The organism is Pseudomonas sp. NPDC090755 (genome assembly GCF_044769005.1).
In the GTDB taxonomy this organism is placed as follows: domain Bacteria; phylum Pseudomonadota; class Gammaproteobacteria; order Pseudomonadales; family Pseudomonadaceae; genus Aquipseudomonas.
In genome coordinates, this window is record NZ_JBIVXC010000021.1 from 12,626 (window position 1) to 26,254 (window position 13,629).

12 protein-coding genes are annotated in these 13,629 nt (G+C 63.4%); 5 read left to right on the forward strand and 7 right to left on the reverse strand.

Annotated elements, in window-relative coordinates:
- Positions 1-64: 64 nt before the first annotated feature.
- The 3 genes from ACIQUS_RS23390 to ACIQUS_RS23400 are packed head-to-tail and all read left to right on the forward strand — an operon-like array spanning position 65 to position 2,721.
- Positions 65-1,249, forward strand: a complete 1,185-nt coding sequence (locus ACIQUS_RS23390; protein ID WP_403052188.1) for an acetyl-CoA C-acyltransferase family protein — start codon at positions 65-67, stop codon at positions 1,247-1,249.
- 17 nt (positions 1,250-1,266) lie between these two features.
- On the forward strand, positions 1,267-2,115 hold the full coding sequence (locus tag ACIQUS_RS23395; protein WP_403052191.1) for a 3-hydroxybutyryl-CoA dehydrogenase: 849 nt from the start codon (positions 1,267-1,269) through the stop codon (positions 2,113-2,115).
- Between the two features lie 12 nt (positions 2,116-2,127).
- The gene (locus ACIQUS_RS23400) at positions 2,128-2,721 is read left to right on the forward strand and encodes a TetR/AcrR family transcriptional regulator (RefSeq protein ID WP_403052194.1); all 594 of its coding nucleotides are present in this window, start codon (positions 2,128-2,130) and stop codon (positions 2,719-2,721) included.
- A gap of 37 nt (positions 2,722-2,758) precedes the next feature.
- Here the strand turns inward: ACIQUS_RS23400 and ACIQUS_RS23405 are convergent, their stop codons facing one another.
- The 5 genes from ACIQUS_RS23405 to ACIQUS_RS23425 are packed head-to-tail and all read right to left on the reverse strand — an operon-like array spanning position 2,759 to position 9,264.
- On the reverse strand, positions 2,759-3,136 hold the full coding sequence (locus ACIQUS_RS23405) for a response regulator (RefSeq protein ID WP_403052197.1): 378 nt from the start codon (positions 3,134-3,136) through the stop codon (positions 2,759-2,761).
- A gap of 44 nt (positions 3,137-3,180) precedes the next feature.
- A complete protein-coding gene (locus tag ACIQUS_RS23410) occupies positions 3,181-4,407 on the reverse strand; it encodes an ATP-binding protein (RefSeq protein ID WP_403052200.1) in 1,227 nt (408 codons plus the stop codon).
- Complete coding sequence (locus ACIQUS_RS23415) at positions 4,401-4,976, reverse strand: chemotaxis protein CheB (protein ID WP_403052203.1); 576 nt, start codon at positions 4,974-4,976, stop codon at positions 4,401-4,403. The genes ACIQUS_RS23410 and ACIQUS_RS23415 overlap by 7 nt, the downstream gene beginning before the upstream one ends.
- A complete protein-coding gene (locus ACIQUS_RS23420) occupies positions 4,973-5,794 on the reverse strand; it encodes a CheR family methyltransferase (protein WP_403052206.1) in 822 nt (273 codons plus the stop codon). Before ACIQUS_RS23420 ends, ACIQUS_RS23415 begins: the two co-directional genes overlap by 4 nt.
- A complete protein-coding gene (locus ACIQUS_RS23425) occupies positions 5,791-9,264 on the reverse strand; it encodes a response regulator (RefSeq protein WP_403052209.1) in 3,474 nt (1,157 codons plus the stop codon). The genes ACIQUS_RS23420 and ACIQUS_RS23425 overlap by 4 nt, the downstream gene beginning before the upstream one ends.
- A gap of 237 nt (positions 9,265-9,501) precedes the next feature.
- On the opposite strand from ACIQUS_RS23425, the gene ACIQUS_RS23430 reads away from it, so the two are divergent.
- A complete protein-coding gene (locus ACIQUS_RS23430; protein WP_403052409.1) occupies positions 9,502-9,843 on the forward strand; it encodes a response regulator in 342 nt (113 codons plus the stop codon).
- Between the two features lie 113 nt (positions 9,844-9,956).
- Positions 9,957-11,276, forward strand: coding sequence for a glycosyltransferase (locus tag ACIQUS_RS23435; RefSeq protein ID WP_403052212.1), 1,320 nt, complete (start codon positions 9,957-9,959; stop codon positions 11,274-11,276).
- Here the strand turns inward: ACIQUS_RS23435 and cobF are convergent.
- Positions 11,242-11,991 (reverse strand): precorrin-6A synthase (deacetylating), encoded by a 750-nt coding sequence (cobF, locus tag ACIQUS_RS23440; RefSeq protein ID WP_403052215.1) that lies wholly within the window; start codon positions 11,989-11,991, stop codon positions 11,242-11,244. The genes ACIQUS_RS23435 and cobF overlap by 35 nt on opposite strands.
- Before the next feature lie 68 nt (positions 11,992-12,059).
- Positions 12,060-13,349, reverse strand: coding sequence for an OprD family porin (locus ACIQUS_RS23445; protein ID WP_403052218.1), 1,290 nt, complete (start codon positions 13,347-13,349; stop codon positions 12,060-12,062).
- Positions 13,350-13,629: the final 280 nt, after the last annotated feature.

The following is a 13,629-nucleotide window of genomic DNA, read 5'->3' on the forward strand; positions in this document are numbered from 1 at the left end:
CGCGGTGTGCATTCTGGCAGAGCCGGCCACTGTCCCGCCATGCTTTCGCCTATTGGAGTCTTTCATGAATACCCCGGAAATCTACGTAGTCAGCGCCGTCCGCTCGGCCATCGGCAGTTTCGGCGGCAGCCTCAAGGACCTGCCCCTGGCCGACCTGGCCAGCACCGTGACCCGCGCCGCCATCGAACGCGCAGGCGTTGCGCCCGAGCACATCGGCCACGTGGTGATGGGCAACGTGATCCCGACTGAAACCCGCGATGCGTACCTGGCCCGCGTGGCCGCGATGAATGCCGGCATTCCCAAGGAAACCCCGGCCTTCAACGTCAACCGCCTGTGCGGTTCGGGCCTGCAGGCGATTGTCTCCGCCGCCCAGAGCCTGCTGTTGGGTGAGGCCGAAGTCGTGGTAGCCGCCGGTGCCGAATCCATGAGCCGCGGCCCTTACCTGCTGCCGCAAGCCCGTTGGGGTGCACGCATGGGCAACATTCAGGGCGTCGACTACATGCTCGGCATCCTGCACGATCCGTTCGGCAACTTCCACATGGGCATCACCGCCGAGAACGTTGCCGAGCGCAATGGCATCACCCGCGAAATGCAGGATGAGGTGGCCCTGGTCAGCCAGCAGCGCGCCGCCCGCGCCATCGCCGAAGGTCGCTTCGCCAGCCAGATCGTGCCGATCGAGGTGCCGGGCCGCAAAGGCACCGTGCGTTTTGACGTCGACGAGCACGTACGTGGCCAGGTCACTGCCGAACAACTGGCCGGGATGAAGCCTGCCTTCAAGAAGGACGGCACCGTCACCGCCGGCAACGCCAGCGGCCTGAACGATGGCGCTGGCGCCCTGGTGCTGGCCACCGGTGACTACGTCAAGCGTCATGGCCTGCGTCCGCTGGCCCGCCTGGTGACCTACGCCCATGCCGGCGTGGAACCCGAACTGATGGGCCTGGGCCCGGTACCTGCCACTCGCAAGGCGCTGGAAAAGGCCGGCCTGAGCGTTGCCGACCTGGACGTCATCGAGTCCAACGAAGCCTTCGCTGCCCAGGCCTGCGCCGTGGCCGGTGAGCTGGGCTTCGACCCCGAGAAGGTCAACCCCAACGGTTCGGGCATTTCCCTGGGCCATCCGGTTGGCGCCACTGGCGCGATCATCGCCACCAAGGCGATCCACGAACTGCAGCGCATCGAAGGCCGCTACGCCCTGGCCACCATGTGCATCGGCGGCGGTCAGGGTATTGCTGTCGTCTTCGAACGCGTGTGAATCAAGGAGCCAGTGAAGTGACTATTCAACAGATTGCCGTGATCGGCGCCGGCACCATGGGCAACGGTATTGCCCAGGTGTGTGCGGTAGCCGGATACCAGGTCACCTTGATCGATGTGTCCGACGCGGCGCTGGAGCGTGGCCTGGCCACCTTGCGCAAGAACCTCGAGCGTCAGGTCAGCAAGCAAACCCTGGCGGCCGAAGACGCCCAGGCTGCCGTGGCACGCATCCGCACCAGCACCGACTACGCCCAGCTTTCGCAAGCGCAGCTGGTGATCGAAGCGGCGACCGAGAACCTCGAGCTCAAGCAGCGCATCCTTCAGCAGATCGCCGCCAGCGTCAGCAGCGACTGCGTGATTGCCACCAACACCTCGTCGCTGTCGATCACCCAGCTGGGCGCGGCGGTCAGCCAGCCCGAGCGCTTTATCGGCGTGCATTTCTTCAATCCGGTGCCGATGATGGCCCTGGTCGAGATCATTCGTGGCCTGCAGACCAGCGACGCCACTTATGCCGCGGCCCTGGCGCTGACCCAACAGGTCGGCAAGACCCCGATCAGCGCCGGCAACCGCCCAGGCTTCGTGGTCAACCGCATCCTGGTGCCGATGATCAACGAAGCGATCTTCGTCTTCCAGGAAGGCCTGGCCAGTGCCGAAGACATCGACACCGGCATGCGCCTGGGCTGCAACCAGCCGATCGGCCCGCTGGCCCTGGCCGACCTGATCGGCCTGGACACCCTGCTGGCGATCATGGAGGCCTTCCACGACGGCTACAACGACAGCAAGTACCGCCCTGCCCCCCTGCTCAAGGAAATGGTCGCCGCCGGCTACCTGGGACGCAAGAGCGGGCGCGGCTTCTTCACCTACTGAGGGGCATTGCCGATGAACGCCGTTATGCGCTGTGGAAACTTCGAAGAGCGGCGTGACAAGGCCCTGGCGCTTTTCGCCGAGAAGGGTTTCGGCCAGGTCAGCATGCGCGAGCTGGCCAGCCACCTGGGCCTGACGGCGGGGTCGTTGTATCACCACTTCCCGAGCAAGCAGGACCTGTTGTACGACTTGATCGAGGAGCTGTACGAGGAACTGCTGGCCTGCCTCAACCAGGGCCGGCGGGGCCACCCGCAGACCCTGGTCCAGGTGATTGCCGCGCACTGGGCGTTGCATGCCGAACGCCCGTTGCAGTTTCGCCTGGCCGAGCGTGACCAGTGTTGCCTGAGTCCGGACCAGCAAGCACGTATCGGCCAGCTGCGCCAGCAGTACGAAACCGCCCTGCTGCGCCTGATCGTGCCCAAGGCCACCCTGCGCGGCGAAGCGCTGCAAGCCACCGCCCATGTCATTGCCAACCTGCTCAACAGCCTGCCGGGCTGGCTGCAGGCCTCGCAACTGCCCCAGGCCCAAGGCCTGGCGCTGATGGAAAGCATGATGCTCGGCGGTATCGAGCGGACCTTGCTCGGCGAAAGCCTCAACTCGATGGCGTGAGCCAGACGCTGCGGCCCGCCCGCGGCGCCTGGCGCATCTAGCGCAACAGGTCCTGGATCTGGTCACCCAACGTATATAGGTCGAAGGGCTTGGCCAGGATCGGCGCCTTGAAGGCGATCGGGCTACCCGATTCGCGGATTTCTGCCGGATAGCCACTGATGAAGATGACCTTGAGGTCCGGGCGCAGCTTGAGGGCCGGCTCAGCGACCTGAACCCCGGAGATTCCCCCTGGTAGGCGATAATCGGTGACGATCAGGTCCAGGTGCGGTTTACTGGCGAGGATCTCGAACGCCTGTTGACCGTCTTCAGCCACCAGCACGTGATACCCCTCACCGGCCAGGTAGTCCCGCAGCACCATGCGAATTGACGGCTCATCTTCGACGACCAGCACCACGTCCTGCGCATCTTCACTCATACCCACGCCTTATTGTTCAGTCATTCAACAGTACGACCCCGGGCTCAGGCAGAGGTTGCCTGTTGCAGGTCGGTTTCCTGCCGTAGGCTCGACAGCGGCAGACGTACGGTGAAGGTCGCCCCCTGGCCCTCGACACTGTGTACGCCAAGGCTGCCACCATGGGCAAGCACGATCTGCTCGGCGATGTACAGGCCCAGGCCCAGTCCCGCGCTGCCCGGGGCCGATGCCACCCGTTCGAACTGCTGGAAAATACGTTGCTGGTCCTGCGCGTTGATACCGATACCCTGATCGCGGACCTCGACACAGGCCATGTCGTGCTGGGCGAAGGTGCGCACCTGAATCGGCTTGCCCATGCCGTAGCGCAGGGCATTGGTCAACAGGTTGGCCACCACCTGCTCGATGCGAAACTCATCCCACCCCCCCACCAGCGAGGCTTGGGCGCTGAAGTCGATCTGCGCATCCAAGGCCGCAGCCTGGGCGGTAAAGTTCTCCACCTGGTCTGCGACCAGCTTGCTCAGGTCGAACTGGCCGGGGCGGATCGACAGCTTGCCGGTGCGAATCCTCGACACATCGAGCATGTCCTCGATCAGGCGGATCAGGCTGTTGATCTGACGCTCATCGCGCTCGACCATCGCGCGCATCTTGTCCAGGGTAAAGGCCTCGGTATTGCCCCGGGCCAGGTGCAGCTTGCGCAGCTGGGTTTCCAGGATCAATCCGTTGAGCGGCGTGCGCAGCTCATGGGAAACAATCGACATGAAGTCATCGCGCATGCGCACCGCATGCTCCAGCTCCTGGCGGGTGACCTGCAGCTGGGCCAGCAGTTGCTCCTGCTCTGCACGGCTGCGCTCCAGCGCCTGCAACTGCTGGTCCAGCGCCTTGCGCTGGCGGAACAGGTCGACGAACACCGCCACCTTGCTTTTCACCGCGTGGTTGTCCAGGGGCTTTTGCAGGAAGTCCACTGCGCCGCTTTCGTAGCCCTTGAAGGCGTAGTTCATTTCACGTCCGGCGGCACTGACGAAGACAATGGGGATGCTCTTGGTCTTCTCCATGCCGCGCATCAACTCGGCCAGCTCGAAGCCGTTCATCCCGGGCATCTGCACATCGAGGATGGCCAGGGCGAATTCATGCTCGAGCAGCAGCGACAGGGCCTGGTCGGCGGACCGCGCCTGATGCACTTCCCGGTCGCGGCCCTTGACCAGCGCCTCCAGGGCCAGCAGGTTCTCCGGCAGGTCGTCGACGATCAGCAGTTTGGCTTGGATAGGGCTCAACATTCAGGGAGTTCCAGCGTGGCGAGCAATTGCCCGATGCCGCTCAACGGCAGTATATGGTCAGGATGGTGCAAGGCCAGCGCGGCCCGGGGCATGGTGGCGACCTGCGCTTCGCGCGGGTCCTGGACGATGGTCCGCCCTCCCAGCCCCTTGATCCGCGCCAGGCCCCTGGCACCGTCTTCATTGGCACCGGTCAGCAGCACCCCGAGTAACGCCGGGCCATAGGCATCGGCAGCCGACTCGAAGAGGATGTCGATCGATGGCCGGGAAAAGTGCACCCGCGCCTCCTGGCTAAGGGAAAAGCTGCGGTCCTGCTCCACCGACAGGTGATAACCGGGACCGGCGAAATAGATCATGCCCGGGGCCACGGGTTGCTTATCGCAGGCTTCGCACACCGGGCGCCGGAGCCTGCGGCTGAACACCTGGGCCAGGTGGCTGTGGCGGTCATCCGGCAGGTGCAGCACGCACACCAGGGGCACGGCGTAATCCACCGGCAAGGCGTGGAACAGAGTCAGCAAGGCACTGACGCCGCCCGCCGAGGCACCGAGGGTGACCGCTTCGACGCCGTTCATGACTTGCGGTAGATCCGTTCAGGCCTGGCCAGGGTGTCGAAACGACCGGCATAGGCGGAAAAGTCCAGGGTTTCCTTGCTGCCCAGCGCCAGAAAGCCACGGTGGCAAAGCGACTCATGGAACAGGCCGAAGGCACGGTCCTGCAGGGTCTTGTTGAAATAGATCAGCACGTTGCGACAGGACACCAATTGCGTTTCGGAGAATACGCTGTCGGTGGCCAGGCTGTGGTCGGCAAAGGTCACGTTGTCGCGCAGGCTGCCATCGATAATGGCATTGCCGTAGGCGGCGGTGTAGTACTCGCTGAAATCGCGCAAGCCGCCAGCCTTGCGGTAGTTCTCGGCGTATTCGAGCATGTCCTGCATCGAGTAGATGCCCTGCCTGGCTTTGTCCAGGGAACTGGGGTTGATGTCGGTGGCGTAGATGATCGTGCGCTCCAGCAGGCCCTCTTCGCGCAGCAGGATCGCCAACGAATAGACCTCTTCGCCGGTGCTGCACCCGGCGATCCAGATCTTCAGCGAGGGCCAGGTCCGCAACAGCGGCACCACCTCGCGGCGAATGGCCAGGAAGTGTTCAGGATCGCGAAACATCTCGCTGACCGGAATGGTCAGCAACTGCAGCAATTGCATGAACATGCCCGGGTCATGCAGTACCCGCTCCTGCAATGCCGAGATGCTGCTGCAACCGAACTGGCGCACGGCATGCTGGACGCGGCGCTTGATCGAAGCGCCGGAGTAGTCGCGAAAGTCGTAGCTGTAGGTGAGGTAGATGGCCTCGATCAACAGCCGGATCTCGATGTCGGTGTTGCGCTCGATAGTCAAATTCGCTCCAGTTGCGGCAGCCAGACGCGGATCAGCGAAAACAGACGGTTCAGGTCGATGGGTTTGGCCAGGTAATCATTGGCGCCGGCCTCCAGGCAACGCTGCTGGTCGTCCTTCATGGCCTTGGCGGTCACGGCGATGATCGGCAGCTTGCGCCAGCGCGGGTCCTGGCGGATCAGCCGGGTGGCTTCATAGCCGTCCATTTCCGGCATCATCACATCCATCAGCACCAGGTCGATGTCTTCGCAGGCCTCCAGCCGCGCAATGGCTTCGCGGCCGTTGCGGGCGATCTCCACCACCGCGCCCTTGTGCTCCAAGGCGCTGGTCAAGGCGAAGATATTGCGTACATCGTCGTCCACCAACAGCAGCTTGCGCCGCTCGAAGACCTTGTCGCGGCTGCGCGCAGTCTTGAGCATGCGCTGGCGTTCATGGGACAGCGTTGACTCGACCTTGTGCAAGAACAAGGTCACTTCATCGAGCAGGCGCTCCGGCGAGCGGGCGCCTTTGATGATGATCGAGCGCGAGTACTTGAGCAGGTCGGCTTCTTCATCACGGGTCAGGTTGCGCCCGGTGTAGACGATCACCGGCGGGAAGGCGCGGATGTCTTCGGCCGACATGCGCTTGAGCAGTTCGTTGCCGAGCATGTCCGGCAATTTCAGGTCGATGATCATGCAGTCGTAGACATGCTCGCGCAGAAGGTCCAGGGCCTCCTGGGCCATGCCCACCGCGGTGATCTCGACGTCCTCGTCGCCGATCAGGCGGGCGATGCTTTCGCGCTGCAGGTCGTCGTCTTCGACCAGCAGGATATGCTTGAGCTTCTGGGTCAGCTTGGCTTCCAGGCGGGCGAACACCGCCTTGAGCTCTTCACGACTGGTGGGCTTGACCGCGTAACCGACAGCGCCCAGGTGCATGGCGGCCTCCACCCGGTCTTCGACGGAGATGATGTGCACCGGGATATGCCGGGTGGCAGCCTGCTCCTTGAGCCGCTGCAGCACGGTCAGGCCGGAATGATCCGGCAGGCGCATGTCCAGCAGGATCGCATCGGGAACAAAGCCTGCGGCCAGTTCATAGCCCTCGTCTGCCGCCTGGGCGACCAGGCAGCTGTACTCCAGTTCATGGGCCAGGTCGAAGAGGATGCGGGCGAAACCGGGCTCATCCTCGATCACCAGGATACAGCGGTTGCTGAACGGCGCCCGTTCGCGGTCATCGGCAAAGGCCGGCGTCGGTCGCACACGGTCTTGCGTACTGGCCGGCGCCGGGTCCTCGGGCACACGGGCCGGCAGTGGTGGTTGATCGATGATCACCGCCGGTGCCGGGTCGCTGACCGGCTCATAGCGCTGCGCCAGTGTCAGGCTGAACACACTGCCCTGACCCAGGCTGCTCTGGACGCTGATCCGGCCGCCAAGCAGCTGCGCAAGGTCGCGGGAGATCGACAGGCCCAGCCCCGTTCCGCCGTAGCGGCGATTGCTGGTGCCATCGACCTGGTGGAAGGCCTCGAAGATGCTTTGTTGCTGGTCGGCGGCGATGCCGATGCCGCTGTCGTGCACCGAGAAGACCATGCCCGTGTCCGGCTGCCAGCCAACGGTCAGGCTGACCTGGCCCTGCTCGGTGAATTTCACGGCATTGGACAACAGGTTCTTGAGGATCTGCTCCAGGCGCTGGCGATCGGTGTAGAGGGTGGCCGGCACCTGCGGCTCGACGACCACGGCAAAGCCCAGGTTTTTCTCGCTTGCCAGCGGCTCGAACTGGGCACGCAGCCCTTCGGCCAGGCGCGCGACCTGAGTGGTCTCGGGGCGCACTTCAAGCTTGCCGGCCTCGACCTTGGCAATGTCGAGGATGTCATTGATCAGATGAAGCAGGTCATTGCCCGCAGCATGGATCGACTCGGCGAACCTGACCTGCTCCTCGGTCAGGTTCTGCTCGGCATTCTCCGCCAGCAGCCGGGCCAGGATCAGCGAGCTGTTGAGGGGCGTACGCAGCTCGTGGGACATGTTGGCCAGGAACTCGGACTTGTAGGTGCTGGAGCGCTGCAGCGCCTCGGCGCGTGCCTGCAACTCGACCTGGGCCTGGTTCAACTCGCTGTTGCGCAGGTCCAGCTCGTCGCGCTGCGCGGCCAGTTGTTCGTTGGTCTGTTCAAGCTCGGCCTGCTGGATTTCCAGGTGCGCCTGGGACTCCTTGAGCACCCGCGATTGCTCTTCCAGCTCTTCGTTGGCGGTCTTGAGCTCTTCCTGTTGCACCTGCAGTTCTTCGTTGAGCTGCTGGGTCTCGGCCAGCACTTCCTGCAGGCGCTGGCGGTAGCGGGCGCTTTCGATGGAGGTACCGAGGTTGTCGGCCACCCGCTCCAGGAACTCGATGTCGCGATCATCCAGCCGACGCAGGAAACCCAGCTCGACCACGCCATTGATCTGCCCGTCATTGCTGACCGGCACCACCAGCACGCTGCGTGGCAGCCCCTCGCCAAGCCCCGAATTGACCTTGAAATAGTCAGGCGGCACGTCCTCAAGGCGCAGCAGCTTGCCCTGGCTGACCGCCTGAGCGAGGAGTCCTTCCTGGTCGCCGATCACCTGCTCGCGCGCCTGCTGTTCGCCGGACAAGCCATAGCTGGCAACCCGGCGCAGGCCACCGTGCTCGTCACGCACGTACAACGCGGCCACCACGCTGCCCAGGTAATCGGCAAAAAAGCGCAGGATATTGCTGCCCAGCATCGGAAGGGACAGTTGACCGAGCACCTGCTCGGCCAGCCGGGTCTGGCCGGTACGCAACCAGGCCTGTTGCTCCAGGCGTTGGTTGGCGCGCTGCTGGGCCTCCAGGCTGCCGGCGTAGCGACTCGACAATTCCAGCAGGTCACGTCGACCGAGGAACGCCAGCAAGGCACTGAGTAGGATGATGAACACCAGGTACACCGAAATCGCCGCCACCGTCAGGGTACCGACCTGCTCGTTGCGCGCGACCCTGAACTGTTGCTCCATGGCGATGAAGGCATCGAATTCGCGGCGGATCTCGTCGGTGATGCGCTTGCCCTGGCCGCTGCGGATCGGCGCACTGTACTCGCCCTCCTGGCGCCGCAGGGCAATCACCCCGCTGGCAAAGTCGTTCCATTCGCGCTGCAGGCTCATCAGCCGTTGCAGTCGATCGACCTGCTGGGGATTGTCGGCCACCAGCCCCTGCAAGCTCCGAAGGCCGGACAGCACCTGCGGCTTGGCCACCTCGTAGGGCTCGAGAAAACGCTCATCGCCCGTGATCAGGTAGCCGCGCATGCCGGTTTCCATGTCGATCGACAGTTTCACCGCCTCGTTGGCGTTGTTGATCACCCGGTCGGTGTGTTCCACCCACTGGCTGGCCGACAACAGGTAGCTGATCACGGCCACGAACACCACGGCGCTGAGCAGGCCCACGCCCAGCGGCAAAGCGATGTTGCGGCTCAGCAACCGGCGAAAACTCTGCTGATCGATCGAGGCAGGCTGAGTCATTGCGGTCCATCCAGGCAAGTGAATCAAACACAAGAGTGCCATCTTGTCATGAGTCTAAACAGCTTTGCCGATTCCGGCAGGGCATTTAGCCAGCATTTGAGACCTGTGGCCGCCAATCGTTCCCTGCATGCGCCTGGTGGGTTATCCTGCGCTACAGGCAGGGTACTTCAGGCCCCGCCCTGGGTACAGAACAGCAACAGACACCTGTACAGGACCCCTGCCATGCCATCAACTACCCTGCCCCTGCTGGTTGTCGAGGATGACGACATCGTGCGCATGCTGATCGTCGAAGTGCTCCAGGAGCTGGGCTACTCGGTGATCGAGGCGCAGGATGCCGCTGCGGCGCTGAAGATCATCGAAAACCCGGGGCAGTCGCTGGCGCTGCTGATGACCGATTACGGCCTGCCCGACATGGACGGCAAGGCACTGGCCGAAAAAGTCCGCCAAGCCCGGCCCTCACTGCCGGTCCTGTTCGCCAGCGGTTATGCCGGGAACCTCCAGGTGCCCGAAGGCATGCACCTGATCGGCAAGCCGTTCACCCTCGAGCAGTTGCGCGACAAAGTGAACACCATCCTGTAGGAGCGGGCTTGCCCCGCGATAGGACCTGACTGATAAACCGTAATCGCGGGGCAAGCCCGCTCCTACCGGTAATTCACTGTAGAATGGGCGTTTTTGCCAAGGCCCCGTCCCTCATGCTCAAGCCCGCCCTCAACGTCCTGGTCATTGGCTACGTCTGGCCCGAGCCACGCTCGTCGGCAGCCGGCGGGCACATGATGCAGATCCTCGAAAGCTTCGTGCAGCGCGGCTGGCGGGTGACCTTCAGCAGCCCGGCCACCGTGGGGGAGCACAAGGCGGACCTGGCCAGCCTCGGTATCGCCGAGCAGGCCATTGTCCTCAATGACGAAAGCTTCGACCGCTTCGTCAGCGAACTGGCGCCGGACGTGGTGCTGTTCGACCGTTTCATGATGGAAGAGCAATTCGGCTGGCGCGTGGAAAAACATTGCCCCGGCGCCCTGCGCGTGCTGGAAACCTCCGACCTGCAGAGCCTGCGTGATGCCCGCCATCAGCTGCTGCGCAAGCGCCTGATCGAAGGCCTGGATCCCAACGATTTCCGTGACCTGTTCAGCACCTCCGGTCCTGCGCTCTATCGGCAAATGGCCACGGCCGACCTGACCCTGCGCGAGCTGGCCGCCATCTACCGCAGCGACCTGTCGCTGATGATCTCCGATACCGAGATCGACCTGCTGCTCAACGGCTTTGGCGTGCCTGAACACCTGCTGCACTGGTGTCCACTGATGGTCGATGTGCCCAGCCAGCCGTTCAAGCCGTTTGCCGAGCGAGCGAACTTCCTCAGCATCGGCAACTTCCGCCACGCGCCCAACTGGGACGCCGTGCTGTGGATGAAGAACACCCTGTGGCCGATGATCCGCCGCCGCCTGCCCCAGGCCCAGTTGCACATCTACGGCGCCTACACCCCGCCCAAGGCCACCGCCCTGCACAAGCCGGCCGAGGGCTTTCACATCATGGACTGGGCAGAGGATGCCTTGCAGGTCATGGGCGATGCGCGCATTTGCCTGGCGCCGCTGCGCTTCGGGGCCGGGATCAAGGGCAAGCTGACCGATGCCATGCTCTGCGGCACCCCCAGCGTGACCACCCCGATCGGCGCCGAAGCCATGCACGGCGCCCTGCCCTGGCCCGGTGCCGTGGCCAGCACCGCCGAAGCCCTGGCCGAGGCCGCCGCCCTGCTGTACAGCGATGAGGTGCGCTGGCGGCAAGCGCAGCAGCAAGGTTTGCAGTTGCTCGGCGCACGGTACGATCGACGCCAGCACAGCGCCGCACTGGTCGAACGCATCGAATACGCCTTGGGCGATCTGGACCAGCACCGCCTGTTCAACTTCACCGGGGCCATGCTGCGCCACCACCAGCACAAGAGCACCCAGTACATGGCGCAGTGGATCGAAGCCAAGAACCGCCTGGCTACAGCGGCCGACGCAGCAGATAAGTGTCCATGATCCAGCCCTTGCGCAGCCGTGCCTGTTCGCGCTGCTCAAGGATGCGCGCCTTGACCTGCTGCAACGGCCCGCTGATGAGGATTTCGTCCGCCGTTCCCAGGTAGGCGCCCCAGTAGATGTACAGCTGCGGGTCGTCCAGACGGGCGAAGGCGCACTGCCCGTCGAGCATCACTACCAGGTTGTCGATGCGCGCCTGCTCGGCCAGTCGCCGCCCCGGCAACACAGTCAGCGGCTCGCCGATGCGGTTCAGGGGCACACGATGGCGCGCGGCCAGGGCCTGCACGCTGCTGATACCCGGGATGACCTCAAGATCGAGCGCCAGGCCGCGCGCCTGGACGAGATCAAGAATCCGCAAGGTGCTGTCATAAAGGGTAGGCTCGCCCCAGAGCAGGAAGGCGCCGCATTCGTCGTCGGCCAATTCGCTGTCTATCAGTTCGGCATACAGTGCGGCGCGCTGCTGGTGCCAGTCCTGCACCGCACGGGTGTAGTCAGTATCCCCGGCGTCGCGCTGCGGATCCTCGACACTCACCAGCCGGTAACCCGGCTGGCTGACATGGCGCTCAAGGATATCCTTGCGCACCTGCAACAGCGCGTGCTTGTCCGCCCCCTTGTCGAGGACGAAGAACACCCGGGCGCGGTTCAACGCATCGATGGCTTCGAGGGTGATCTGGCGCGGATTGCCCGGCCCGATCCCGATCAACAGCAGCTGTTTCATTGCAGTTCATTCCAGGGTCCGACCCGTCGCCATTGTCGACCGGCCGGGCCTGGCAGGCAATGCGCGACTTACCAGATCGAGAAGTTGTAGCTGACAATGACCCGGGTTTCGTCCATGTCGCGGGCATACTTCTCATAGTTGCTGCGGAAGGTGGAGTTACGCAGGCGCACGCTGACATCCTTGAAAGTACCGCTCTGTACCTGGTACTTGAGCTCGGTGTCGCGCTCCCACTCCTTGCCCTCGTCGAGGCTGCCCGGCACCTTGATGTGATCGCCGTTGATGTAGCGGGTGAAGAAGCTCAGGCCGGGCACGCCCAGAGCCTTGAAATCGTAGTCATAGCGCAGTTGCCAGGAGCGTTCCTGGGCGGCGGCGAAGTCGTTGACCTGCGCATAGTTGACCAGGTACGGGTTACTGCCATCGAGGTACGGCATGGCGTTCTCGCCATACATGCGCTGCCAGCCGGCACTGACCTTGTGACCACCGAGGCTGTAGCCGAGCATGCCGCTGAAGGCACGGTGATCGATCTCGCCGGCCCGGGCATTGCCGATGTCGTCACTCTTGATCAGGCGCAGGTCCGCCGACAGGCTGCCGAGGTGCAGCGGCTGACTGGCCACCACACCCAGGAAGTGCTGGCGGTAGATGTTTTCCAGCTTGGCCACCTGGTACTGGGCACTGAGTCGATCGTTGAACTTGTAATCGACCCCGGCCATGTCGAAATGATCGGCCGTGATATCGCAGGCATAACGCTTGTTCTTGCAATGCACGCGAATGTCCTGGCGATCGGTGGAGTCGCGGGCGGTGTACTTGTCCAGCCGGGCAATGCTGAACTTCAGGTCGTTGATTTCCTCAGAGGTCAGCATCGCCCCCTGGAACATGGTCGGCAGCAGGCGACCGTCGTTGTATTTGAGCAGCGGCACATCCGGCAACATCGAACCGTACTTGAGTACGGTTCTGGAATAGCGCATCTTCCCGGTCACGCCCAACTTGGCGTACTGATCCACCGAGCGGCGCGGATCGTGACCGCTGGACGGCAACAAGCCACTGTTGCTGTCGGCCGGGCTGGAATCAAGTTTGATCCCGAGCATACCCAAGGCATCGACACCAAAGCCCACGGGACCCTGGGTGTACCCGGACTGCACATTGAGAATGAAACCCTGCGCCCATTCTTCGCGCTTTGACGCACCCTGGCTGGAACTGGAGTGGCCATCGCGAAAGTCGCGATTGAAATAGACATTGCGTGCCTCGAGTTTGGCACTGCTGTCTTCAAGAAAACCGCCGGCCTGAGTCGAAGCGGCAGCCAACATCGCGAGCAGGCCGGCACTGCCGCGCCCGGTGGCGAAAGGGAATGGGGCAAACATGAGAAGCACAATCCGAAAGAATGACAAAAACAACCGGCAACCATCCGAATGCCGGTAATGCGCTCAGCGCCAGTGAACACCAATGCTGACCGAGCATTGTCTCGCAACCGCTCTAGGACGGACCATTGGACCATGGTCTAAAGCCCGAGCCGGGTGGCCGCCTAGTTATTTCACGTTACAGCACAAACAAATAAGAAAGTTCCGTTACCGAACAATTAAAAGTTAGCTGTTTACCCCGTGCCGAGAGACTACTACACTCTTTATTAGTGCAATGTTATGC

Coding starts and splice junctions, on each gene's coding strand:
- ACIQUS_RS23390 (WP_403052188.1), top strand. CDS start 65: ATGAATACCCCGGAAATCTACGTAGTCAGCGCCGTCCGCTCGGCCATC.
- ACIQUS_RS23400 (WP_403052194.1), top strand. CDS start 2,128: ATGAACGCCGTTATGCGCTGTGGAAACTTCGAAGAGCGGCGTGACAAG.
- ACIQUS_RS23405 (WP_403052197.1), bottom strand. CDS start 3,136: ATGAGTGAAGATGCGCAGGACGTGGTGCTGGTCGTCGAAGATGAGCCG.
- ACIQUS_RS23410 (WP_403052200.1), bottom strand. CDS start 4,407: ATGTTGAGCCCTATCCAAGCCAAACTGCTGATCGTCGACGACCTGCCG.
- ACIQUS_RS23415 (WP_403052203.1), bottom strand. CDS start 4,976: ATGAACGGCGTCGAAGCGGTCACCCTCGGTGCCTCGGCGGGCGGCGTC.
- ACIQUS_RS23425 (WP_403052209.1), bottom strand. CDS start 9,264: ATGACTCAGCCTGCCTCGATCGATCAGCAGAGTTTTCGCCGGTTGCTG.
- ACIQUS_RS23435 (WP_403052212.1), top strand. CDS start 9,957: ATGCTCAAGCCCGCCCTCAACGTCCTGGTCATTGGCTACGTCTGGCCC.
- cobF (WP_403052215.1), bottom strand. CDS start 11,991: ATGAAACAGCTGCTGTTGATCGGGATCGGGCCGGGCAATCCGCGCCAG.
- ACIQUS_RS23445 (WP_403052218.1), bottom strand. CDS start 13,349: ATGTTTGCCCCATTCCCTTTCGCCACCGGGCGCGGCAGTGCCGGCCTG.